Consider the following 25349-nt stretch of genomic DNA (forward strand, 5'->3'; position numbering starts at 1 on the left):
AATCAACAGCATTAAGGTCGAAGCCTTCGACGGCATAATCCTGATATGCAGTCGTAAAAATAACTTTCGGGGGGCGTTTTAAGGCTTCGGAGCAGATCCGTTCCTTTCAGTCCCGGCATTTTCACATCCAGAAACATGAGATCCACTTTTTGCTGCTGCAAAACCTGGAAAGCCTGAATTGCGTCCTGGCAGCGCGCAATGATCTCGATCTCACTAAAATTCCGGAGATAATTGTCCAGGACTTCAATGGCATGCGGTTCATCATCAACCAGGATCGCTTTGATTTTCATGCGGCTATTTCAATTTTTTTATCCAATTCCAATTCAAGAATGACGGCAAACATTTCATCCTCTTCCAGGATTTTCAACTGATAAGCAGACGGATACAAAATTTCCAGCCGCTTCCGTACATTGGCCAGCCCAATGCTCACATGATGGCTTTTATCACCTTTCTGAGCCTCGCGCTCGGGCCTGCTGTTTGATATTTTAAATTTAAGAAATTTGTTCTTGACCCTTAAATCCATATTGATCCAGGCCTGCCCGACCTGCTCGCTCGCGCCGTGTTTAAAAGCATTTTCGACCAAAGGCAGAATGAGCAGCGGCGCGATTTTAAATTCCGGAGAAAGGCCGTTGATACTGAAATTAATGTCCAGCCGCTCGCCGTAACGGATCTTTTCAAGCTCAATATAACTTTCCACGATCGTAATATCGCGTTCCAGGCCGACCTCGTCCGTGTTGGCTTCGTAAAGCATGTAACGCAATATTTCCGCAAGGCCCATCACCACAGACGGCGATTGCGGCGACTGATTAAGCGTCAATGCGTACAAATTGTTGAGCGTGTTGAAAAGGAAATGAGGGTGCAGCTGCCCTTTCAAAAAATTGAGCTCGGCCTCCATTGCGGCCTGCCTTCTTTCGAACCACATTTTGAAAAATTTAACCGATAAGGCAATCCAGACGAAGATATTGGTTTGTTCAAAAGCGCTGATAAGATAGACGGGCTTCGTCAATTGCTGCCAGAAACTGCCTTCCAGTTTTTTCCAGACAAATGTCGGATCTGTCTTTTTCACAGCGTTATAAATGATCGGATCGGCCACCCAGATTTCCAATAACCTGAACGCCAGCGTCGACAGCACGACAGCCGCAATGAGTAAAACGAAGAATTCGACCCGTTTTTTCCTATTAAAAAACTTCGGAATAATGACGTATCCGATGGAATAGAAATAGGCCGTGTGAATGGGCAAAAATAGCGAAACAACACCGGCCGCAATCCAGTAATCGGGCATGCCGGCGCCATAAATGAAGGTAAGGATGATCAGAACGACGATCCAAAATGCTACATGCTGAAAAATCCTGATCTGAGCCTTTTTGGAAATGGGGAAAACGTTTGGGCGCATAAAGCAAATATAACCAATTCGTGCCCTAATTTCAGAGCTGGAAGAGTTTGTCGACAAAGACCTCAATCGCGTCGACAAACAGCACATTAAGCAACATTCATCGACTTATAAGACAAAATATCTGCAACAGCTCCCTATTTTCCTGCTACTAACTGACAAAGTCCCGATTCACTGAGGCAATCAGATAAAACATCCAAATTGTTGACCGAAATGACAATTTGTATCTATTTTTCTTCCCGTCCGTGGTTTTTCTAGTTAGTTTTGTAGTAAAATAAAGATATAAACTAAACTGTCAAATAATGGCGACGTCAACAGAAACGTACATTCCTTACAAGGTAAAAGACATCAGTTTGGCCGAATGGGGCCGTAAAGAAATCACATTGGCAGAAGCTGAAATGCCTGGTTTAATGGCAATTCGCGCTGAATACGGTCCATCACAGCCCCTTGCAGGTGCACGTGTTGCCGGTTGCTTGCACATGACGATCCAGACTGCGGTTTTGATCGAAACGCTTACTGCACTGGGTGCTGAGGTTACCTGGTCTTCATGTAACATTTTCTCAACGCAAGATCACGCAGCGGCGGCGATCGCAGCAGCGGGAATTCCTGTTTACGCTTGGAAAGGCATGAACGAAGAAGAATTCAACTGGTGTATCGAACAAACATTGTTCTTCGGTGAAGACCGCAAGCCATTGAATATGATCCTGGACGACGGCGGTGACCTTACTAATATGGTTTTCGACGAATATCCTGAGCTGATCGCTGGCATTAAAGGACTTTCGGAAGAAACTACAACAGGTGTGCTTCGTCTGTACGACCGTTTGAAAAACGGAACGCTTCATTTGCCTGCAATCAATGTAAATGACTCGGTTACAAAATCGAAATTTGATAACAAATACGGCTGCCGCGAATCACTTGTAGATTCAATCCGTCGTGCAACTGACTTGATGCTTGCTGGTAAAGTGGCAGTTGTAGCAGGTTACGGTGACGTTGGTAAGGGTTCAGCAGAATCACTTCGTGGCGCAGGTTGCCGCGTATTGGTTACTGAAATCGATCCAATTTGCGCGCTTCAGGCTGCAATGGACGGTTTTGAAGTGGTTACAATGGATGAAGCTGCAACTCGCGCTAACATTTTCGTAACTGCAACAGGAAACTACAAAATTATCACAGACCGTCACTTCCTGGCGATGCGTGACAAAGCGGTTGTTTGCAACATCGGTCACTTCGATAATGAAATCGACATGGCTTGGTTGAACTCAACTTATGGAGATTCAAAAGTACAGATCAAACCACAGGTTGACATTTATTCGGTTGCCGGCAAAGACATTATCATTCTTGCAGAAGGCCGTTTGGTAAACCTGGGCTGCGCAATGGGCCACCCGTCATTCGTAATGTCATGCTCGTTCTCTAACCAGACGCTTGCGCAAATCGAACTTTGGACGAACACTGCGGCATACGACAAAAAAGTATACGTGCTTCCAAAAGCACTAGACGAAAAAGTAGCAGCATTCCACTTGGCCCACGTAGGCGCAAAACTGGAAACGCTGTCAGACGAACAAGCAGCTTACATTGGTGTTAGCACCGAAGGGCCGTTTAAATCTGAGACTTATCGTTATTGATTGTTTGAGTTTGGCCTGTTTAGGTCAACATTCGTAAAAGCATCCCAGGCCGAAAACCTGGGATGCTTTTTTTATTGCCAATCCTAGCGTTGAACAACCAGTTTCCGCGAACATTCTTCTCTCCCTCTTGTAAATCTCACAATGTAGGTTCCGGTCTGCAATTTAGAAATGTCAAGATCCTCTGCATTCCAATGTTCGTGTTTCATACAACTGCGTCCTTTTTTATCCAATATTTCGACTTTGTAGCCGACAACTGGCTGTGCGGATTTAAACCTGATATTTGTTGCTGCCGGATTTGGAAAAACGGTTATGTCGATGACTGTCCTTTTTAATGGATAAAGTGTCAATCCATATTCACTTCTGATGACTTTCTCCTGAGCCTGAGCTTGAAGCGCGCAAATTGCATACAACATCACTGCGACTAAACAGATCTTTTTCATACGTCAGGGCTTTTTAGTAGAGAATATATAATCGAAATCAAAGTCAATGCTGGCTCCCACCCACCTTCCACCGAACACACCTGATTTTGGGAGCATTTCTATAAAAGGCATCTTGCCATTTTGTAAGTGTGCGGGAAGGCCATCATATAAATAAAGTTTGAAATCAAAACTAGGGCCCGTCGCATAACTATCATCCTTCCCGTTAAGGTTAGTAATTTCAATGTGAAAATGATAAAGTGCTGTTTCCTCAGGTAAATCGCCATTAATTTTTGTTTGAAAGAGATCTTCTGGAATAAAGACAACTCCAAATCCATTTACCGCACAGTCCCACTCTCGAAAATAACCCTTATCACTTGTCACTGTGACGCGATAGCTGTAAGAGTGTAGATCAGAAAAATCATTGTCTGTGAGATCAACTGTAAAACCTAACTGTGGATAGAATACTTTGCTAGGGTCACCTTCTGAATCATTGGGGTTATCTGGATTATTTGGGTCGTCAGACGTAGCTTGCTCATCATCAGGATCATATTCTTTCACCTTCTTTTCTCCATGATTGGCCCCATGCATTGTCGAAAAATGATGAAATGTGTACGGGTCAGGGTAATGTGTCCCAGTTGGTGTAATGTTCATGGCCAATGCGTCCCAGGCATAATCCACACCATATTCGAGATTTGTAAGCATTATCGAAGTTCCGGCTGTTTCTTTTTCGTAGATGATCTGGTTGTTTTTATGAAGTCTGAAAAGATAGCCATCTGGTGCCCATTGATTTGCCCAAGAGAATTCCACTTTTGAAATGTCCACATCCTGTTGATTTTCGCTGGGATGGAACAAATTTGACTTCTCCGGACGCAACCAATAGAAAAACGGCTTTGAATACGGCCCATAAATCCAATCCCCTTTGTCATCCTTTGCCTTCGCCCGGACGCGCCATTTGAAACCACCGTTTTTGTCCAAAGGCAGTATTAAAGCATCAGGTATTGTAGCTGCGGTTTGAATTGTTGAGCCGAGCCCATTAGGAATGATGGCATCATCACTAGTTCTATAAATGGTATACTCATATTCATGTGCTCCAGTCACCTCCGACCAAGCCAACCCTTGTGCTACGCCATACTGAAAAGCAACAACCTGATCATTTTTAGGGCTTACCAGCACCGGTGCAGGCACCAGCGAATAATCCAGCACGAATGTTGATAAGTTCTTCTTTCCAAACTCCTTCTCAGTGATAAATGGAGGTGTTGCCTCCTTGTAAGGTTCGAACGCCCATGTATATACTTTTCCGTCAGATTGGTCAGGCAGTTTTAAGTTTTCATGGTCATAAAGCACCTGTGGGGATTCCATATCATCTTTTTTGTCCTGGATGTGAAATCTGTAACCACTGACGCCGGGCGTTTCTTCGGCGGAAAGTATTAAATCTTTTCCGAAAGGAGGAACGTGTTGGCCGTCAACAGGACTAGGCGGAACTAGTAGCGTTGTTTGAGGCAGATCGGTGTGAAAAGAAATTGCGTCAAGCCATTCGCCGAAAATATCAGTATTAGTTAGCCCAGTTTTAATAAGGCTCTTCGAGCCTTTATCCCAGGTTACCCCTTCTTCTGAACCCAGTTTATGGGTTGCGATCACTTGCCAACTATAATCCCGCTCCTTAGCCAAAGCGAATTCCTTCGCCTCCTTCTCATCATCGACTGCTTCCACGGGAAAATCCTGCGCAGGCACTTCTCCTGTCAGATCGGTTACTCTTAATATGTAACCCGCCGCGCCGGGAGTTGCCTGCCATTCAATAACACCCCCCCAGGCGGGCAACTGTTCATGCTGCAGAGGACTGATCGGTGCTGTAGTTATGGGCGCGGTTGTTACTTCGAGGATAGGACTCCAATTATTGACCATTTTTTCCAAAGCACGGCACTCTAAATATCCACCTAACAAGTTGGCGCATCCCTGCCCACCTGCGGCATAAAGCCTGCGACGGACAAAATACTTTTTACCACCCTCCAAATAAAACTTGGCTGTTGTTGTCTGTTTGCCTGGGTCTTTTTCATCAATGTAAGGCAAAAGTACTTCTGTTGTATGTTGAAATGCCCTGTATACCGGTGATATAAGGTCGTCAAAAGCAACATCTTCGGAAACCTCTGTTAAACTAATCTCTTCCTTGCCAGGATAGACCACATCCGAACGAAATCTGGCATCAAAGGCCTGCACTTCTTTAATTTCTATGTCATCAGCATTGACTGCCCATATCTTGGGCTGATCAACAAACTCTTTGCCAAGCACACAGGTCAAGGCTTTATTACATTTCTTCCATGTATCCGATGTTTCCTTAAAGCCATTAGCGAGGAGCGAAGACTGAATGGCCAGCGCCATATCATCAAAGGTGGAATTAGGCGGCATGAATTTAAAAAACGCATCGAAAACAATCTTTCCAGGCACACCTTCCGGAAGTTTTGTAAAAAATTCGGCATGTCCGTTTTCATTAGTAAAACCGTTCAGCGGCGTCCCGTTACTAATCAAGTAAAAAAACTGAGTCCAAACGCCTGCTTTTTGCTCTGGTGTTGCAGCAGACCAACCTATTCCATTGTAAAACTTCAATTGTCCTTTCGACGTCGGATCCGAAAAGCTGCGTAGATAGTCATTTCCCCCAAAAGCATCTGCGCCAATGGTCCATGCAATTTCCTTATTCTTTGAAACTCTATATTCGTTGTTTACCTCCAAACCAAAAATATCCTGCAGGGCGAAGCTTATAGCAATCGTCTCAACCGATTCTGGCAATTGGGCATTCTTATTTGTATAAAAGATTCCACTGAAGTAAATTCCGGCTACTTGATCTATGGTAAATAACTCATCGTTATCAAGATATCTAAAAAGATTAGTCTTTTGCTGATAACCGGAGGCGAAAGACGGGTACTTTGGACCAACAACATTATTAATGACACTGGCTCCTTTCCCATCTAGGCTTGCAAATTGGTAACGTTTCTTAAAATGTTCTTTTGCCAGATCAGTTATAAAATGTACCGAGACACCCTTTCGTGAAAGTGCTAATTCATTATTCAAAGTGTAAATTTGATCCGCATCCTTCGTATCTACGAAAGGCATAGTTTCTGTCGGGTCAAATACATAAGTTGTTACTGGCCCATCTTTTGAACAATCTCGCAAAACCCAAACCACCTCTCCTGACACATCTGGCGTTGTTTGTGCAAGAACCGTTTTCACAGGCACAGTCCCGTAATGCACTGTCTCGGCAGATTTCCCATCAACAGGCAAACATCCCCCTTCAAAAAGCGAAAGTTTGATCCCCACCCCCACTGCCTTCCATGCTTCCCTAACCGCAAGATCTAATTCGGATCCTACCGGGTGACCCATGTTATGCACTACTTCAATTGTTGCGTTACGTACATCGAAAAAATTGGAGTTTGGAGTAAGCTTACTCATAGCTCCCCAGAAGATTTCTGTTGCCTTAGGAACACCAATCCCCAGGCAGGAATATTCGGTCCCATGGTCGTTTTTCTTGACACCATTTGACCCTTCTGATAAAAGGTAAAAACACTTGTTGATTACGCCGGCATTATCATGCTGAGACTTCGGGTCATTCCAAGACTTCCAATATTGCCCTTCGAAAGTATCTGGGTGTTTTTGGTCTTTGGGATTAGCCATATTACGAACTCCACCTATATATGACTGGTCCCCAAATACCCAGTTATAACTTGCATTTTTCTCAACTTCCCGTTCTATTACTACAGAGAATATATCTGCAAAAGCTTCTGAAATAGTTAGACAGGAAGCGTTTGTGCCCACATTCTGAGGATTGAAGATTCTATGTAAAAAAATGCCATGCGCAAATTCGTGTGCGACAATGTCCACTTCTGTTCGGTGTATTGACAAGTTAATGATCGACTGGAAAGTAAATTCTTTTTTTTGCGGGCTGTAAGCAGCATAATGTGTACTTGTTGTTGATTGAATTAAATTGCACTTGACAGTCAATCCTGCATTGTCGAGTCCATTCCACCCAAAATACTTTTGAAAGGCCACCATAGTTTCTCTCAAAGACCATATCAGTCCAGTGCCCACTGGACTTGGAAAAGAATTTGGCTGCTCATCAATAAAAATACCGTCATTGTTCTTGTCTAAAAAATTCACTTTGGAATTACTCCCCTCGATACCAGCAGTAAGCTCTATTGCCGGCAAGCTCTTTTCAGGCAAAGTTTCCAGCCGATATTCCTTATTTAACCCGGCCTGGTCAGTCGAATACTGCATCAGTCTCACATCTCGCTGCCCATTGAAAAAGGTCGGCAGCGACATGGTAATGTTCTTTTTATTATAAATAGGTTGTGCGTGAAGCGATGTGCACAGAAACAGCAGAACGAATGGCAGGCAATGCCACCATTGATAAAATATTGTCTTTAACATTAATGATAGATGTGCTAAATAGAAAAATGGTTTACGCTATGCTGCGGGTTGAGGTGCAAAGAATAGCAGATGCCACTTGGAAGCACGAATCGAATGAGCCTGCGGTCGGTGCGAGCTATTCTAAGGAAAAATTCGAATTACGTTTGTTGCTAATCCTTCACTAGCGGAGGCAAAAGTTCCAACGGCCTGGGGATAGGAAATCCAATGTTGTTTTCATCAAAACCCCTCTCGATTGCCTCATAGCAACACTTTTTGCAGGCCCGGGGCCTGCTGTATTCCAGCTACACCCTCCTATTTCAGCCCTAAAACACGAAAAAGGCCGAAGAAATGATTTCCCCGGCCGTCGACATTTCTAATTTTCAAGATTATAATCTTGCCAGCAATTCCTGCTTTTTGGCTTTAAACTCTTCCTCGCTGATCTGACCTTTTTCAAATAATACATTAACCCTTTCAATCGTCGCAATGATTATGTCTTGCGGGCTGCGGTCAGTCGGGCTATGGTCAGCCACGCTGCGGTCAGTCGGGCTGCGGTCAGCCGGGCTGCGATCAGCCGAACTGCGGAGGTCTGAATTTGAAGTTACATCGTATGCAATTTCAGGAGTGGGCTGCGTTTGCGTGCTGGGTTCTGAGATCAGTTCGAGACTTGCCAAGTCTACCGGGCCGTGCTGACTGGTGAATTTATAAGAATTTCCAGCGCCTTGCTGTTGCGAAACGCCCGTGATTTTGTGATGCTTGGTGTCATAAATGGCTCTCTTTCCATTTTCCTCAATCACCAACCGCCTAACCGGCGCAAAATAGGCATATCGGAAATTGTTCTGCGACCCGCTTGAGGTAGGATTTCCAAAAACCGACGGCCATGAGCTGCCTGCATTGTCGCTAGCTAGCGAAGTTTTGTGGTTCGCAGGCGTTTGCGACTTGTCATCTCCAGTGTCTGCATACAAAACCTGACTGGTAACAAGGCCCGAAAGCTCATTGCAAATGCTGCTAACAGTTGCTTTTAGCGAGCTATTGAACATTTCCCCAACCATTGTCATCCCGCCCTTCATCCACTGCCCCGAGCCGCCAAGTTCCGGAATATTGAATTGCGCCATCGAGCCATTTCCATTAATAACAGCTTCCAGAAGCGACTCGACCGTTTCATTTTTCACATTATATTTCGTAGCAAGCTCTTCAATATATTGCCTGCCTGTATTTGTCAATGCTTTCATATTTCTTCTCTTTTTACGTATACGTCACAAAAATGGTGCCATGAAGGAATTTCAAATCAATTTAACCGCAGGCTCATTGAGAATTACCACTTAACCATCGGATTTTTGTTAATGTTGGCGCAGCGATATGTTTGATGCAGTTAAACATTTTTTTTATCAAACATTAAGATTATGAAATTACTTCACAATGTCCCGGCAGTTACCAAGGCAATTATCCTTGCAGCCATGATGAGTGCTTGCCAAAATGAAAAAGACGATGTTGTAGCACCCGCTAATTCGCTCGAACAAGCTACGGATGCTAATGCCAAAACAATTACCAAATTGTTAATTAAAGATGGCGGCACAAAACTTACGTATTCCGGAATTCGGAATTTGCTAACGAAGGAACTTAATGATGCAGAATGGCTCAGAGAATATTCCTATGTCGACAATAAAATTGTTTGTGCACTTTCAAAAGGCAGTGCAAAGATTAATAATTACGCAACTTATACATTGAATGCAAAAGGGCTTTGCGAACAGAGCGCAATTACACAGTATTCGTCACAAACCGTTATTTACAAATACAATGAAATGAACCGGCTTTCCCTGGCATACAATAAGGCAACGCCTAACTTGCGTCAGGAATACAAATACGAGCTAGATGCGGACGGACAAGGAGAGTCATTGCGTTCAATTACATTTTACGACAAATATGATGTTAAATTGAAAGTAATCGAATTTAAATATATGGATGGAACGAACGGTTCATGGTCAACCAATGATTTGTATCCTGTAAATCCGGATCATTTAGCAGAAGCTACAAGTAAATATTTACCGATGTTTGGAAAATTCAGCCGATATCTTGTGAAACAGAAATTGGAGAAAGTATATTATGTGCCTAATGGCGTTCCTGCTGAAACAGAATTCAATTATAGCTACAATTCAGATGCGGGTGCTGCTGGTGTAAAGACGATTAAAACAACCGACTATTTTGGCAAATTGCTTTCGACTGTCGAAAGACAATATTTAATGCCGATGGTTCAGTAGTATTAATTTGCTTATATTCAAATGACCTGTCAACTAACATTGACAGGTCATTTTCGTTTTCACCGAAGGCTCAACGAGACCCGCCGCTTGACCATCGGATTTCATTTAAATGCACATTTGGCGATAAGTTTGTTTTGTAAAAGTTTTATAAACAAAACATATAACTTATGAAATTACTTCAAAATTTACCTGCCATCGCAAAGACAATTGTTGTCGCCGGAATGCTGGGCGCTTGCCAAAATGAACAGGATGCAATCGTAAACCCAATTACGGAACGCAGTGAGCAAGCCGATCAAAATGCAAAGTTGAATCCTACGTTTAAAGTCAACAGATTACTAAGTGACGATAATGTAACATTGTCTTACACGGGTCCGCTCAGGTTACTTTACCTACAAACTAACAATGGGACCAATGAATATACAAGTTACAATTATGCAAATTCGAACCAAATCGTTGGAATCAAACGCAACGTAACGACCCAGGCAATCATTGAAACGTCCGTTTATGTAATCAATGCATCAGGAAAATGTAACGAAAGCCACCACGTGAAAAATGGCGTAACGGAAATATATGTTTACAAATACAATTCAGATGGACGTCTGGAAAAAATGTACAATAAAAACCATCCGAACGATTGTCAGGAATTCAGTTATGTTAGCAACAGTAACGGAAATGTCAATCTACAATCAATTAATTTCTTTAATAGTAACGGCCAAAAATACAAAGATGTGTATTACTATTATTACAACAATGAGGAAGATAAGGCTAAGATCAACCCCGCAAGCATAGCCCTCGCGCGTGGTAAGTATCTGCCCATCTTTGGAAATTTCAATGTTAATCTGATAAAACAAATTTCTGAAAGCACCTTGACAAATCAGATCTCGCCTTCAACTGTAAATCGTGAATTCACTTATTCATGGGTTGATGACATCGAAAATGTTAAAGAAAAAAATAACATTGGTGTGATTTCCAGGAAAAGGAAATATGGCGTGTTATAAATAACACAAATAAAAAAAGAAGAACCCCAAACAGTATCCGGGGTTCTTCTGATTTACAACCTAACACAACCTGTTGATCTCTATAACGCTGAGTAAAATTAGAGTTGCTCCTTTACATTTCCCGTAATACGATCGAGTTCGATTTTTGAAGATAAATAATCGTAAACTGCTTCGAGATAATTGGATTTTGCTGACGTTAATGCGAATTCTGAATCAATCAGTTCGAGGCGTGACGCGACCCCTTTTTCGTATCTGTATTTCGTGATTGAATAACTTAGTTCAGCCGTTTCGGAAACATTTTGCTGCGTTTTTATCCGTTCAGATGTTTCAACCAAACTGGCTAAAACCTGCTTCACTTCCGTTTTGAGCTGTTCCTGAGCATTGTTGTAAATCACGTCAGCTTGTTGCCTTTCTAGCTTGCCCAATGCTATTTTGTTCACATTCTGGTTTCCGCTGAAAATTGGGATGGAGAACTGGACGCCAGCGAAGAAAACAGGAGGATAGGAAGCATTTCCAAATCTGAATTGATTGGTCTGCGTCTGGATTTGATATTGGCTGATAAAACTCACCACCGGCAACCGCGCTCGATCTGTACAAGTCAATCTCCTTGTCATTAATCTCCTTGTTCAATGTTAATATTTGCAGATCCGGACGTTGCTGGACGGACAACTTGTAAGTTCCATCCTCTGCCGGAATAGCATCTCCCGGGGTTAATTCCAGAGAATCCGAAAGCACAAAATCTGTATCAGAAACGTCACCAAGCAGATTTCGCAATTGCTGTTGACTGATTTGGAGTGCATAAGTTAGTCTTAAAACATCGGGTTCTAGATTTTTAACCGAAGTATAAGCGCGCAATGTGTCTACACGCAAAGCGCGGCCTTGCGCTAATAACGAACGCGCATCATTAAGTGCCTTCTGATTTCTTACAATGCTCTCTTTTTGCAATTTCAGCCGCTCATTCAGCACAAGCAGCTGAACATAGTTTTGCTTCACCTGCGCCACTACGTCCACTTCTCTCTGACGAAAGGAAAGCTGGCTCTGTTTTTCAAGCAGTTTTCGACGTTCGATTTCATGTCTGGCTCCTGCATTGTAAATCGGTTGAATTAACGAAACCTGTGCCGCACCGATGTCTTCACCTCCAAAACGCGCATAACCTATCTTTTCAGAATTTGTCGCTCCGCCGCCATTCAATCCGAAGAACACGGGTTTTTGAAAATAATGCTGAAACTGACCGGTTAGGCTGATATTTGGCATTAACAAACCGCGCGTAATGCCGGTTTGTTGTTTGGCCTTGTAAATGTTGATCGAATCGATCCGCAAGTCACGGTTGTGGCTTTGCGCCAGTTCAATTGCCTTTTGCAAAGACAATGTCTCACTTTGTCCAAAGGTCAGCAGCGGGCTCAGCAATAATGCAATTGCAAGCTGTTTTGTCAACCTTTTATATTGATTTAAACTTGGATTTTTCATGATTGAAATGTGGTATTATATTTCGTAACGGATTAATGTGTGTGTAATAAAGCCTCTTGTTCGATCGCTGTATTGCCATCTTCTTTGCGCAGTTTGTGCGGTCTGGACAAATAGGAATAGATTGAAGGAATTACATAAAGGGTGAGGATCCCGGCGAAGACCAGGCCGCCGACTACGACAATTCCCAATGACTGGCGACTGCCGGACGCTGTTCCCAATGACAATGCGATGGGCAATGTTCCGAAAATCATGGCCAGAGTCGTCATCAAAATCGGGCGGAACCGGGAGACAGCGGCAATTTTCGCAGCCTCGAAAGTTGATACGCCTGACTCTTTGCTTTGATTGGCAAATTCCACGATCAGAATGCCGTTTTTGGTGATCAAACCAATGAGCATAATGATGCCGATCTGACTGAAAATATTAACTGTTTGTGCTGTAAACCATAAGCTTAGCAATGCACCCGTGAGCGCCATTGGAACAGTCAGAAGAATAATAAATGGATCCACGAGACTTTCAAACTGCGCAGCGAGCACGAGATAAATGAGGATAATCGCGAAAATGAATGCGAAGATCAAGCTTGAACTGCTTTCTGAATAATCGCGGCTTTGTCCTGCCAATGCTGTGCTGAATCCTTTGGGAAGTGCCTTTGCAGTGATTTGATCCAATTCCTGAATGGCTTCACCCAAGCTTACACCTGCCGCCGGAGTGGCCGAAATGGTGGCGCTGTAATTTTGATTATAACGGTAAATCGCGGGAGGACTAATGCCTTCATTTTGCTTGGTAAGGTTGTCCAATGACACCATTTCACCACTTCCGGATTTCAGATACAACGATTTGAGATCATAAGGAGCCGACCTATCTTCCCGGTCCAGCTGGCCAATCACTTCATACTGACGGTCATTGTGGATGAAATAACCATATCTTCTGCTACTCAATGCAAGTTGCAATGTCTGTCCAATGGCCTGGGTTGAAATTCCAAGCTGTGCCGCGCGCTGACGGTCAATGCTAATGCTGATTTCGGGACGGTTGATCTTAAAATCTGCGTCTGCGAAAACCAACTTTTTATTGCCGCTTACATCGCCCATTAATTTAGGCATCACATCGATAAGCTCCTTCAAACCAGGCGCTTGTACCACATACTGAACGGGTTGCGTATTTCCGTAACCACCAATTGTCGGCAGCTGGATGGGGATAATGAGCACATTGCGGAACCGCTGCGAAGCGCCAACCAGTTTCATAAATATTTGCGCTTGCGTCAGGCCACTTTTCCGGTCTTTTGGTTCTTTAAGGAAAATCCATTGAAAACCGCCGTTAACTGGCTGCGTTAGTGTTCCGCCCGCTGCGGCGATGGCGGTGTAAGTTCTTTCCATGTTCAAATCCGGAATGGAATCATTTACAAAATCCCCTATCTCCTTCATACTCTGCTCCATACTCTCGAATGAAGTGCCTTCTGGCGCCATAACGGCAAGTCCAACCATGGATCTGTCTTCGAGTGGTGCCAGCTCAGACGGCAGCTTAGGCGCTAGCCAGAACGCAACACCAAATGAGACCAAAAGCAGCACGATGCCCAGCCAACGCACTTTCATAAACGCAGACAGCGATCGTGCGTAAGCATTGTTCATGGCGACAAACCAAGGTTCGGTTTTTTTGTAAAGCCAGTTATGCGATGTGCCCGGTCTGAGCAGATAGGCGCTCATCATTGGCGTAAGCGTTAGCGCGACGAAGGCCGAAACGGTGACCGAGCCGGCTACGACAATGGCAAATTCTTTAAACAAACGGCCCGTAAGCCCTCCTAAAAAGAGAATCGGAAGGAATACAGCGACAAGCGTAATGGTTGTTGAAATTACCGCAAAGTAAATTTCATTGGAGCCCTCGCGCGCCGCCTGAATGGGCGACATGCCTTCTTCGACTTTACTATATATATTTTCCAAAACAATAATCGCGTCATCGACGACAAGTCCAATCGCCAAAACAAGCCCCAGCAGCGTCAGAACGTTGATTGAGAAGTCGGCAATGTACATGATGAAGAATGCCGACACGATCGAAACGGGGATTGCAAGCAAGGGAATTAATGTGCTTCGCCAGTCTCTCAGGAAGACAAAAATGATGAGTGAAACCAATGCAAAAGCAAGCAGTAATGTCTCCTCAACTTCTGACAATGAGTTTCTTACCGGAACCGTAAAGTCTTTACCAAGCGCGATTTCATATTCTTTCGGAGCTGTTTTTTTAATTTCTTCAAAACGTTTTTTAAACTCATCCACAATAGCCAGCGAATTGGCGCCACGTTGCGGGCTCACACCCGTTCCTACTCCATATTCAGCTGTTTTGCCATTGTAAACAATCATCGCAGTCCGCTCGTTTTGAGACGACATGATCGCCTGGCCAATGTCTTTGAAACGAACAATTGCACCATTGCTTTCCCGCAGGATCATGTTGTTGAAATCATCTTCCGTCACCAGTCTTCCCTGCGTTCTGAGCGTTACTTTCGGTGTTTTCGCCTTCTATGCGGCCGCTGGGTAAATCGACGTTTTCACGCTGCAATGCGGTTTGAATGTCGGTTGGCGTGAGTCCGTAGGAAGCAAGTTTCACAGGATCCATTCTCAAACGCATCGCGCGTTTTCTTCCTGCATAAGAATCAACCAACCTCACCCCGGGGATGGATTGAAGCCGCTCTTTGATGTTAATGTTAACAAAATCGGTTACGTCTTCGAGCGTTTTTGTTTTACTCTGAACGGTCAGGAACACCAGGAAATCGGCCGGACCGGCTTTTTCTACAATAGTTGGCTCAATGTCCGTTGGCAGTTGCTGGCGCGACTTGGAAACCTTATCCCTAACGTCATTAGCAGCCGCTTCGAGATCTGCATTCAATTCAAATTCAACTGTGATAATGCTCACTTGCTCGCGCGAAGTGGAAGATACGGAACGGATTCCGTTGGCTTCGGCAATGGCTTCTTCCAAAGGTTTTGTAACCTGCGAAGCGATGATGTCGGCGCTGGCTCCGGGATAAACTGTGGTTACCATTACAATCGGGGAATCTGTAACGGGATATTCCCGTGTTCCCAAAAATTTATAACCGACAATCCCAAAAAGTATAAGCAGTACGGACATTACCCCGGCCAACACGGGCCGGGAAATACTTACTTGTGAAATAGCACTCATGACTAATAGATATTTATTTAATAGAAACCAATTGGATAGCTGAACCGGGAGTCAAACGCAGCATATTGCTCGTAATCACCGTATCGCCAGGGGCAAGTCCTTTTGTAACGTGCACTGAAAACGCATTCCGTTCGCCCACTTCAATGGATTTAAAACCCGCTGTGCCTGCATTGGCAACATATACGCTGTAACCTTTCGATGAAGGGATCAAAGCCTGATTTGGCACCAAAATAGCATTACCGGTATTGCTTAAACGCAACGAAAGACGAGCACTTTGGCCTGGCAATAATTGGCTGCCTTTGTTTTCCGTCACAGCACGCATCAGGAGCGTTTTTGTTTTTTGATCCAGCCCCGCTTCGTGCGCTACGATCTTTCCTTTGTAGACTTTGTCGTTGGATTCAACATGGTATGCAACCTCATCGCCCAATTTTAACGTGTTCGCGTGTTTTTCAGGAATGGCAAAGTCGATTTTCAAACGGCTGTTGTCAGTCAGCAATGCAAGCGGACTTCCGGGAGTTACAAAAGCGCCGGTGTAAACATTCACAATGCCCAGGTTACCGCTAAATGGTGCACGAATGCTTGTTTTTGCGATAGTAACTTTCAATTGCTCGATTTTAGCTTGCAAAACTTTCAGGTTTGTAAATGCTTGATCATAGTCTTGCTGAATCGCTGCTTCTCTGTCAATCAGATCTTTAAGTCGTCTTTCATTTAAAAGGACCAATTTTTCCTGTTGTTTCAATTGTTCCAATTCAGCAAGCAGATCCGCATCGTCTAATTTGAACAACAATGTTCCTGCATTTACAAATTTTCCTTCTTTCGCATGCACCGCGACCACTTTGCGGCTCAGCTCACTGGTAATGCTCACTTCCTGATAAGCCATCAACGTTCCCGAAACGGTCATTTCTTCATTTAGCGATTCCGTGCGAAGCACCTGTCCGTCCACCGGAACGCCTACTGCCTGAGGTGCGGCAGCAGCTGCCGGTTTTTTCAAATCAGTTTTTTCTGACGTGTATCCTTTGAAGAATACAGACAGCAATATCACCCCGGTTATAATAAGGCCCGAGATGATTTTTGCAGAGTGAATTGTCTTTTCCATGTATAGATGAATTTAAATATTTAAAATATTCGATAAATAAGGTTAAAACTTTCCCTTTTTGAGGAGGCTAACCCGGAAAGTTTTAAAGCGACTTTCCAGGACTAAATAAACGATTGGTTACATATTAATATATTGGAATGTATCAATATATCAGGGCAAAAAAAGTTAGACTTTCAATGTGTTCAAAAACTGAACGTATTCGTCTAAAATGGCTTTGTTAAGTTTGTATTTCACGTTTCTTCCCTCCTTTTCGACCACGATCAGGTCTGCATCGGCAAGTTGTTTTACGTGATGGGAAATAGAAGGTTGTGTCAGGTCAATAAAATCTGGGATTTCATGACAATACAGACAATCTTCTTTTTGGCGCAACTCCTGCAAAATGAGGATGCGGCTGGGGTCGCTCAACGCTTTCGAAATCCGCTCCACTCTCCTGACCTCCATGACTAACGATATATAGATAAATTTGAATATATTAATAAAACTGTACAGTGCGTAGATTACAAAGTAAGTCAATAAATAATTCCGCAGGAAGCAAAGTTTTTTTTGTTTCCCACAATTTGGGCTAATTTCTGAAGCATCCAACCCGGCACAGTTATTGTATCTCACAGCATCATATCAGTGTAAACAACAAACTCATAAGACCATGGACATTTATCAAATTGCTTCCGAATATTGGGATTCTTCAAATGTAGGGATTGATCCGTCAGACCCTCGTGAAACACCACCTTTTGACCCGCGCCCGGAAGTACCGTCGCCGGATGTGCCGGAAGAAACACCTCCGTTTGAACGCGATCCCGAAACGCCGCCTGTTCAGCCAGAACCTGAGTTACCGCCTGCTGAGCCGGTCGTGCCGGAAGTGGAGCCTATGCTGCCAGGACAGGAGCCGGACATTCCTGCTTTTATTTAAACCTGCATTCGTCTCCATACTTGCGGCGCCGCACATGGCTGAAATAGCGGAGGAAGTGGCTTAAATATTTGGATTATGAATAACAATCAAATCGTCACAGCTCTCTTTGACGCCGTGCAAAACAATAATCTTGACATTGCAGGCGCCGATAAAAAATTTTATACAAAACTGGTTTTACACGCTGCCGAAATCCGGGACCTTTTTACGCAGCTTTACGCCAATCACCCGGACTATAACGACAGCTTCACCCGCCTGATCGAAGTGCTGATCGCTTCGCATCAGAACAGATCGCAAACGCTTAGGGAGCGAGACCATAATAAGGATGAGAATTGGTATTTGAGCAATCAACTGGCAGGCATGAGCCTGTACGTTGATCGCTTCTGTGGAAACCTGGATGCATTGCCCGAGAAATTTAATTATTTGCTCGACCTGGGTGTGAATGTCCTGCACCTAATTCCTGTTTTTGAAAATCCTGAAAAAGAAGCGGAAGTGGGCGATGTCATTCCCGACATTGAAAGCGTTGACAAACGTTTTGAAACATTAAAAGATCTGGAAGAGGTAAGCTCCAAAATGCATGACGACGGCATTTATCTAATGCTGGATATCACACTAAATCAAACTGCAAATCGTCATCCGCACGCGTTAATCGAGACATTGGTTGACGCAATGTTCTATGCCAATATCGGAACGGACATTTTACAGATCGACACGCAAAACAGCGTAGACCTTTCCCAAATCCACACCGTTTTACAACTTGTGAAACAATGCGTTCAGGTTACAGCGCCCGGAATGGCATTGGTGGCAGATACAGCCTTTGCGCCGAACGATACGCTGAAATATTTTGGTGAAGGTCGCTATCTGGCCAAAGAATGTGATTTTGCATACAATTCCGTGCAGATGTCCTTGCAATGGGACGCTCTCGCTTCGGGCCAGGTTTCGATCATGATGGCCGCACAACCTTTATTGGCAGAAAAGCCTTTTGGCACTTCCTGGATCACGTACACACGCTCTCACGACGACATTAACCTCGGCTACGATGACCAGATGATTCTCGATTCGGGGTTCACGCCTTATCAGCATCACAAATATTTGAAAGATTATTTCTCGGCGCTTTTCCGGGATCAACGTCAGCTGGTGCGCTGTTTTCCTTTGATCCGGACACGCAGCGTGCACGCATGAGCGGCACTTTGGCATCATTATGCGGTTTGGAAAAAGCAGTTGCTGAGAAAAATGAGCACCAGATCAACATTTCAATTCAGAAAATATTGCTGATGCAGGCCAACAGTTTCTTTATTGGCGGACTTCCGATGCTGTTTTACGGAGATGAAGCAGGTTATCTGAACGACTATTCATTTCAGGAAGCCACCGACAAAAGCGATGACAACCGCTGGATGCACAGACCTTTGATTGATTGGAAAAAAAATAAGCTGGTTTATAAAGAAGGAACCGTCGAAAACAGAATTTACACGGCCACTAAAAAACTACTCGCCATACGCGCCAAACTTCCTGTCGTGGCTGATATTAACAATACGCGCTGGCTTCCAAGACACAACATTCACATTGCCGGATTTGTCCGTAATGGAAAAGAGAAAGCGTTGTTCTGCATTTTCAATTACAGCAATGAAAGTGCTTATCTCACCTGGCACTCGTTCCGTTACAATGGTTTGGCGCCCCAAAAACTATATGATCACTGGCGTGAAAACTATTTTGAGGCTGGAAATGATGGTGATTTCCTGATCCTTGAACCTTATGCTTTTTATCTGCTTGAAGTAGCCGACTAGTGTAATCAGCGTATTATATTTAATAAAAGCAGCTTTTGGGCGGTAAAAAACGCAAAAACCGTAGAGTTATTTTAGGTTACAAGACATTTAGTTTATACGAAGACCTAGAAAAATTTCTACACTTCAATTTTTTTACTTTAAACAAATTGTATATTCCCGAAAAATTTGATCGTCAGGGATGAAAAAACTTTTACTTACTTACTTTTTACTATCCTCCTTTATAACTCAGGCACAGTCATATAAGTCACTTCCCGGAAGAGTAGAAGCAGAGGATTACACAGCAATGAATTCGGTTGGAACAGAACCAACCGGAGACGTGAACGGCGGCTCAAATGTGGGCTGGATTCAAGATGGCAGCTGGATGGACTACAATGTAAATGTAACCACGCAAGGTTATTACACATTCCGTTTCCGTGTTGCCAATGGATACAGTCCGGAGGCTACGATTGTACTTAAATCGGCCAGTGGAGATAATCTTGGACAATGCATTGTGCCTCAAACAGGCGGCATGCAGAATTACACCACGCTTAATTTCGTGGCCCTGCTTCCTCAGGGAAATCAGAAAATCCGGATTTTTGCACCGAAAGGCGGCTTCAACTTTAACTGGTTTGATGCAGCTGCCTCACTTTCCGGCGCAGGCAGAATTGAAGCGGAAAATTTTAGCGCTGCCAGTGATGTCCGCACAGAAACGACTGCTGACGTTGACGGCAATTTGAATGTGGGGTATATTGATGATGGTGACTATTTGGATTACAATATCAAACTGGCAACAGCCGGACCTTATACTGCCAAATTCAGAATTGCAAACAGCTACGGTTCCGGCATCATTCAGATTAAAAATGCCGCAGGAACAGTCCTTGGGCAGGTTAATGTGCCACAAACTGGCGGCTGGCAGAGCTGGTCGACCATCAACATGCAACTGGCTTTGCCCGCAGGGAGCCAGATCCTCCGCATTGCAACTCCGTCAGGTGCTTTTAATTTTAACTGGTTTGAGCTCGTGCATGAAAACCAGTCACCGGATCGCGAGCAAGCATCAACAAAGATTGAAGCTGAAAACTTCGTTGCTTCGCATAATGTAGGCACCGAAGTGACTGCGGATACTTCCGGTGTTCAAAATGTCGGCTGGATTCAGGATGACAGTTGGATGGAATATCCTATCACAACAGCTGTCCCAGGAATTTATACAGTTAGTTATCGGATCGCCAACGGATACAGCCCCGAAGCCTCATTTGCATTAAAAAAGAGCGACGGAACAGAACTGGGCCGCCTTACCATACCACAAACAGGCGGCATGCAGGCATGGAAAACGGTCAAAATGCTTGTTGCCCTGCCAGCCGGAAACGAGACATTGAGAGTTCAGTCATTAAAAGCAGGCTGGAATTTTAACTGGTTTGAAGCAACATCATCACGCCTGCTCACAGGCAAAATGGAAGCTGAAACATTTGATGTGGCCAGCGATGTGCGCATAGAGGCAACCACAGATTCTGCCAACGGCTCATCTGTAACTTATATTGACGATGCCGACTGGCTGGATTACAATGTTAAGATAGCAACGGCTGGCACTTACACCATCGCTTTCCGGATTTCCAACAGTTATGGAAATGGAAACATTGAGGTTAAAAATGGCGCGGGCGCAGTCCTGGGTAATGTTGATGTGCCGCAAACAGGCGGTTGGAATACTTACAGAACGATCAGAACAACCGTTAATCTTGCAGCAGGAAGTCAAATCCTGCGCATTTACGCCAACCGCGGTGCCTTTAATCTCAACTGGTTTGAAATCACAAGTGGCGTAGTTCAACAGCAATCAACAATCACATTTGGTGAAATAGGCGAAAAAAGCTTAGCGGATGGCGCATTTAATCTGGTCGCAAGCAGCAACAACAATCAGTCGCCGATCACTTTTTCTTCATCAAACACCGCAGTAGCGACGGTTTCTAACGCAACTGGCGTTTGGAAAGCAACCCTGGTTGGTGCCGGTCAAACTACAATCATCGCGTCGCAAGCAGGAAGCATCCAGTTTCTGGCGGCTCCGAATGTAACCAGGACATTAACGGTGAAGGCGCCGGCCATTCCTGATAATCCGATAGCGGGGACCAAGATTGCCCTCGATCCAAAACGATGGTATCAGCTGACTAATGCTGCCAATGGCCTTAACGGGTTGTTTGATGGCAACACGCAACAGGATGTGCTTACCGGCTGGGGAAAAGTGGTGGATTATTATGACGCTTACTATCCGCTCAGAGACGGCGAACAAATCAATTTGCAAGCCGTTAAATTTTTTGATTACACAGGCTCAACTGAAAATCAGCCTTTGATTTTGTCAGTTATTGATGATCAGTGGAACCGCATTCCGGTGGCTACTTTCACGGGTTCGGTGTACAATGGCTGGGTTGGACCTTATCCTGACAGAGCTTCAAATACGCAATTCAATCTTGACGCCCCTGTTTCGAACATTCGTTATCTGGTGCTGACCATTCCGCATTTGCTTCCTACCGAGATCGAATTTTACGGAACCTACACACCCGCTGCGCCTTCCACTGCACCGGGACGTGTGAAGAATATCAGGCTGAACGATATGCTGGGTGTAAATGGCTATGAATGGAATTTCCAGGATGGCGCGAATACGGACAAACTGGTTGAAGCAAAAGTGACTGCGGCCAAAAGCTTTTCCGGATTCCGGCATTACATGGACTGGGAAAAATTAGAATCGAGAGAAGGTGTTTTCTCTTACAACCCGACTTTGAGCGGAAGCTGGAACTACGATTTGATTTATCAAAGGCTGAAACAAGAAAAAATTGAAGTTTTAGCTTGCCTAAAAACACTTCCAGGCTGGATGCTGGCATCTTATCCCGAAGCAGACAGGGATTCGGAGAATGTTCCGGTGCGCTATGGAAAAGACTTTAAAGACCCGCTTTCCTACATTGAGCAAGCGAAAGTTGCATTCCAATATGTTGCCCGTTACGGAAGCAATGTGAATGTTGACCCAACTTTATTGAAAGTGGATACAATTCCAAGATGGTTTGGTGACTATCCTAATACGGTAAAAATCGGGTTGAACCTGGTCAAATACATTGAATGTGATAACGAGCGCGACAAGTGGTGGAAGGGCCGTAAAGGCTATCAGACCGCGCGCGAATATGCTGCCAACATTTCAGCATTTTATGATGGCCATAAAAACACAATGGGACCAGGCGTTGGCGTAAAAAATGCGGATCCAAACATGAAGGTGGTTATTGCCGGAATGGTGACAGGCCCGGATTATCTCAAAGGAATGGTTGATTGGTGCAAGGAATTCAGAGGTTACAAACCGGATGGAAGTGTAAATCTTTGCTGGGACGTTGTAAACTTCCACCTTTATACAGATGATGCTTCGTCAAGCCAGAGCGGCACTTCGACGTGTGGCGTGGCTCCTGAGGTTGGAAATGCGCACATTATCCTGGATGACTTTGTAAAAGCTTCCAAGGAAATGTCACAGGAAATGCCCGTCTGGATCACCGAGGCTGGTTATGACCTAAACCAAACCAGCCCGCTGAAAGCAATGCCTATCGGAAACAAAACGGCTAAACAAACCCAAGCTGACTGGATTCTGCGCACGTCACTTTTCTCTGCACGTCACGGAATCGAAAAGATTTTTTACTATCAAATGTATGATGACAATCCTGCATGGGAATGGATGTTCGGATCTTCCGGCTTGCTGAACGATGATTACTCCCGCAGACCGGCTGCCGATTATTTTATACAAACCAAAAAACTGTTTGGTGATTACATTTACAAAGAAACAATCCACGCCGACCCAATTGTAGACCGTTACGAATTGAATGGCAAGTCAGTTTATATCCTGACAATTCCTGACGAAATCGGGCGCACTGCTGAATATACACTTGATTTGGGAGCACAAGGAATAGCCCAGGTTTTCACACCAACTGCCGGAAGCAATTCAATGGCTTTGCAAGAAAAATCGATTGTTAATGGAAAAGTTACGGTTACGGTAAGTGAGACACCGATTTTTGTAATGGCCGCTACACTTGCTAACGGCAGAACAGCAGCGGCACCCGAACTGTCAACCAAGGAATCGCCTTTGCATGTGGATGTGAATGTATTCCCGAACCCGGTTACGGATTTTATCAACATTGAGCTTGCCAATGAAAGCACTGACGATATCGAGTTCAAAGTGTTTGACGCAAGAACGGGTAGGCTTTATAGAGACAACCGGATCAAGAAATCGGGCAATAAGGTTTCACACAAGCTGAATGTTCAGAACCTGCCGATCGGCGCCTACATTATTGAAGTAAAACAGGGCAATGAAAGCACTTTCCGCAAGTTGGCAAAAGTGCATTAAGGAGGGAAGTAGGAATAAGGAAGAAACTAGGAAGTAAAAGGTGGCTTAACATTGTCTTCAAAGACTGTTAAGCCACCTTTTTTAATGAAGATATTGTGCAGTCACGCGGTTGGCCATTCGAGCCCCGTCAAGCCTGGAAATGTTGAATTTATCCCGATATTCTTTTGGCGTAACGCCCGTGCTTTTTTTGAATAATTGCCGAAAGGATTTAAGATCATTATAACCTGAGTTCAGCATTACTTCCAGCACACTTTGATCTGTTTGTGCGAGCAGCTTCTTTGCCGCTTCAATCCGGGTGCGCTGCAAATATTCGATAGGCGTCACACCCACCGCTTGCTTGAACCTCCGTACAACATTACGCCGGCTGGCGGGAATGTCCTGAATCAAAGTCTCAATCGTGCTTCCTTCCTGATATTCTTTCTCAATCTTTTTCTGCGCCATGTTCACCAATCCATCGCCATGATCCAGCGAGGGCGAAAATGTGCCAAAATAAGTTTGCTGCTCACGGTCCATATCAATGGCAAACATCTTCGCCGTACGAAGTGTTAGCTCTTTTCCACAATGCCGCTGAATCAGATAAAGCATCAAATGAAAGCTGCTCGTGGCTCCTCCACTAGTATAAATCCCTTTGTCATCGGTCACCACCGCGTCACTTTTAATGATCACTTCGGGAAAATTAGAGGCGAGCGTCATCGCAGCATCAATGTGCGTGGTCGCTTCTTTTCCGTTTAACAAGCCCGCGGCTGCAAGCAAAAATGCACCCGTACAAAAGCTCGCAATCCTCCGCACCGCCTTGAAACTGCTTCAAAAGCCAGGAAATGCAGGGCTGATTTTTAGCAATAGAAACTTTGAGATCGCCAGCGCCAAAAGCGGGCACCAGAATCAATTGCTGCTGGTCAGCGGCATGAATAGAACTGATTTCGTAAGTTCCGTAAAGTTCTGCGGGATTGGCCTCAGGTGAAAATAGCCGGATGTTGAAAAAAGGCGAACCATGTTCCCGTTCGTAAAACATGTTTGCAGATTCAAACACATCGAGAATGGCCGCTACACTCAGCAACCGATGCTTGTTTGTAATTAAAAGACCTAATTGTATCATATAACTGACGATTAATAAGCAAACTGCCTGGCAAGATAATGTTTTTTGTCTCAAATACCCCTCTTCAATGACCTTTTAAAACATGTCATCCGCATTTAATAATTCTTATTTTTGTCTTAAACAAAAATAACATTGTCCTAAACAATTTTCCAATTAGTCCATGAGGAGCGGATCTTCCATCTGCGCATTTATGGCAAGCAAAATCATGAGTAAATCAAAATTCGAAATCTCGCTGGAATCAGGCGTCCACAATCAGCTTCAATCATTGGCAGGAAGCTGGAAAGGAATTACAAAAACATGGTTTGAGCCAGGCGTTGTCGCCGACGAATCCCCAATGGAAGGCACAATCCGCCCCATCCTCGGCGGCCGGTTTATGATGCACGAATACAAAGGATCATTAACCGAAACGCCGTTTGAAGGCATTGCCA

20 protein-coding genes and 2 pseudogenes are annotated in these 25349 nt (G+C 44.3%); 9 read left to right on the plus strand and 13 right to left on the minus strand.

Translation table 11 applies throughout. The annotated features are described in order from the left end of the window. Positions 1–11: 11 nt before the first annotated feature. Together AC0IYG_RS19110 and AC0IYG_RS19115 are read right to left on the minus strand one after the other, a co-directional pair. Complete coding sequence (locus tag AC0IYG_RS19110; RefSeq protein WP_471712687.1) at positions 12–290, minus strand: LytR/AlgR family response regulator transcription factor; 279 nt, start codon at positions 288–290, stop codon at positions 12–14. Continuing rightward, positions 287–1393: a sensor histidine kinase gene (locus AC0IYG_RS19115; protein WP_471712688.1), complete on the minus strand. Its 1107-nt coding sequence runs from the start codon at positions 1391–1393 to the stop codon at positions 287–289. Before AC0IYG_RS19115 ends, AC0IYG_RS19110 begins: the two co-directional genes overlap by 4 nt. Positions 1394–1692: 299 nt before the next feature. Between AC0IYG_RS19115 and ahcY the strand changes: the two genes are divergently transcribed. Continuing rightward, the gene (ahcY, locus tag AC0IYG_RS19120) at positions 1693–3009 is read left to right on the plus strand and encodes an adenosylhomocysteinase (RefSeq protein WP_471712689.1); all 1317 of its coding nucleotides are present in this window, start codon (positions 1693–1695) and stop codon (positions 3007–3009) included. Positions 3010–3092: 83 nt separating this feature from the next. Here the strand turns inward: ahcY and AC0IYG_RS19125 are convergent, their stop codons facing one another. After that, a complete protein-coding gene (locus AC0IYG_RS19125) occupies positions 3093–3449 on the minus strand; it encodes a T9SS type A sorting domain-containing protein (protein ID WP_471712690.1) in 357 nt (118 codons plus the stop codon). Between the two features lie 3 nt (positions 3450–3452). After that, positions 3453–7736, minus strand: a complete 4284-nt coding sequence (locus AC0IYG_RS19130) for a M4 family metallopeptidase (RefSeq protein ID WP_471712691.1) — start codon at positions 7734–7736, stop codon at positions 3453–3455. A 65-nt stretch (positions 7737–7801) separates the two neighbouring features. Here AC0IYG_RS19130 and AC0IYG_RS19135 point away from each other — a divergent pair, with 65 nt between their 5' ends. After that, complete coding sequence (locus tag AC0IYG_RS19135; RefSeq protein ID WP_471712692.1) at positions 7802–8008, plus strand: hypothetical protein; 207 nt, start codon at positions 7802–7804, stop codon at positions 8006–8008. Between the two features lie 201 nt (positions 8009–8209). On the opposite strand, the gene AC0IYG_RS19140 is transcribed toward AC0IYG_RS19135, so the two are convergent. Then, positions 8210–9052, minus strand: a complete 843-nt coding sequence (locus AC0IYG_RS19140; RefSeq protein WP_471712693.1) for an SHOCT domain-containing protein — start codon at positions 9050–9052, stop codon at positions 8210–8212. A 171-nt stretch (positions 9053–9223) separates the two neighbouring features. Between AC0IYG_RS19140 and AC0IYG_RS19145 the strand changes: the two genes are divergently transcribed. Both AC0IYG_RS19145 and AC0IYG_RS19150 read left to right on the plus strand, forming a co-directional pair. Further along, positions 9224–10078: a hypothetical protein gene (locus tag AC0IYG_RS19145; protein ID WP_471712694.1), complete on the plus strand. Its 855-nt coding sequence runs from the start codon at positions 9224–9226 to the stop codon at positions 10076–10078. A 167-nt stretch (positions 10079–10245) separates the two neighbouring features. Further along, positions 10246–11076 carry a hypothetical protein gene (locus AC0IYG_RS19150; RefSeq protein WP_471712695.1) on the plus strand — a complete coding sequence of 277 codons (831 nt, stop codon included), beginning with the start codon at positions 10246–10248 and terminating at the stop codon, positions 11074–11076. Between the two features lie 98 nt (positions 11077–11174). Here the strand turns inward: AC0IYG_RS19150 and AC0IYG_RS19155 are convergent, their stop codons facing one another. The 6 genes and pseudogenes from AC0IYG_RS19155 to AC0IYG_RS19180 all read right to left on the minus strand — a co-directional run bounded on the left by AC0IYG_RS19155 (position 11175) and on the right by AC0IYG_RS19180 (position 17239). Next, complete coding sequence (locus AC0IYG_RS19155) at positions 11175–11690, minus strand: TolC family protein (RefSeq protein WP_471712696.1); 516 nt, start codon at positions 11688–11690, stop codon at positions 11175–11177. Between the two features lie 154 nt (positions 11691–11844). After that, positions 11845–12543, minus strand: a pseudogene (locus AC0IYG_RS19160) (TolC family protein); the annotation flags it as partial. 32 nt (positions 12544–12575) lie between these two features. After that, positions 12576–14999: an efflux RND transporter permease subunit gene (locus tag AC0IYG_RS19165; RefSeq protein WP_471712697.1), complete on the minus strand. Its 2424-nt coding sequence runs from the start codon at positions 14997–14999 to the stop codon at positions 12576–12578. Continuing rightward, the gene (locus AC0IYG_RS19170) at positions 14986–15702 is read right to left on the minus strand and encodes an efflux RND transporter permease subunit (RefSeq protein WP_471712698.1); all 717 of its coding nucleotides are present in this window, start codon (positions 15700–15702) and stop codon (positions 14986–14988) included. Before AC0IYG_RS19170 ends, AC0IYG_RS19165 begins: the two co-directional genes overlap by 14 nt. 13 nt (positions 15703–15715) lie before the next feature. Then, complete coding sequence (locus AC0IYG_RS19175) at positions 15716–16798, minus strand: efflux RND transporter periplasmic adaptor subunit (protein WP_471712699.1); 1083 nt, start codon at positions 16796–16798, stop codon at positions 15716–15718. Between the two features lie 165 nt (positions 16799–16963). Continuing rightward, complete coding sequence (locus AC0IYG_RS19180) at positions 16964–17239, minus strand: ArsR/SmtB family transcription factor (RefSeq protein WP_471712700.1); 276 nt, start codon at positions 17237–17239, stop codon at positions 16964–16966. A 202-nt stretch (positions 17240–17441) separates the two neighbouring features. Between AC0IYG_RS19180 and AC0IYG_RS19185 the strand changes: the two genes are divergently transcribed. From AC0IYG_RS19185 to AC0IYG_RS19200, 4 genes are all read left to right on the plus strand, one after another. Then, positions 17442–17705: a filamentous hemagglutinin gene (locus AC0IYG_RS19185; RefSeq protein WP_471712701.1), complete on the plus strand. Its 264-nt coding sequence runs from the start codon at positions 17442–17444 to the stop codon at positions 17703–17705. Between the two features lie 75 nt (positions 17706–17780). Then, positions 17781–18884 (plus strand): alpha-amylase family glycosyl hydrolase, encoded by a 1104-nt coding sequence (locus tag AC0IYG_RS19190; protein WP_471712702.1) that lies wholly within the window; start codon positions 17781–17783, stop codon positions 18882–18884. Next, entirely contained in the window at positions 18881–19486 is a 606-nt protein-coding gene (locus tag AC0IYG_RS19195) for a hypothetical protein (protein ID WP_471712703.1), read from the plus strand. Before AC0IYG_RS19190 ends, AC0IYG_RS19195 begins: the two co-directional genes overlap by 4 nt. Positions 19487–19664: 178 nt before the next feature. After that, positions 19665–23825 (plus strand): carbohydrate-binding protein, encoded by a 4161-nt coding sequence (locus tag AC0IYG_RS19200; protein WP_471712704.1) that lies wholly within the window; start codon positions 19665–19667, stop codon positions 23823–23825. Positions 23826–23906: 81 nt separating this feature from the next. Here the strand turns inward: AC0IYG_RS19200 and AC0IYG_RS19205 are convergent, their stop codons facing one another. Next, positions 23907–24578: a GlxA family transcriptional regulator gene (locus AC0IYG_RS19205; RefSeq protein ID WP_471712705.1), complete on the minus strand. Its 672-nt coding sequence runs from the start codon at positions 24576–24578 to the stop codon at positions 23907–23909. Beyond that, positions 24526–24921, minus strand: a complete 396-nt coding sequence (locus AC0IYG_RS19210) for a type 1 glutamine amidotransferase family protein (RefSeq protein WP_471712706.1) — start codon at positions 24919–24921, stop codon at positions 24526–24528. The genes AC0IYG_RS19205 and AC0IYG_RS19210 overlap by 53 nt, the downstream gene beginning before the upstream one ends. A 205-nt stretch (positions 24922–25126) precedes the next feature. On the opposite strand from AC0IYG_RS19210, the pseudogene AC0IYG_RS19215 reads away from it, so the two are divergent. After that, positions 25127–25348, plus strand: a pseudogene (locus AC0IYG_RS19215) (DUF1579 family protein); the annotation flags it as partial. Position 25349: the final 1 nt, after the last annotated feature.

Source organism: Dyadobacter sp. AC419 (genome assembly GCF_979253085.1).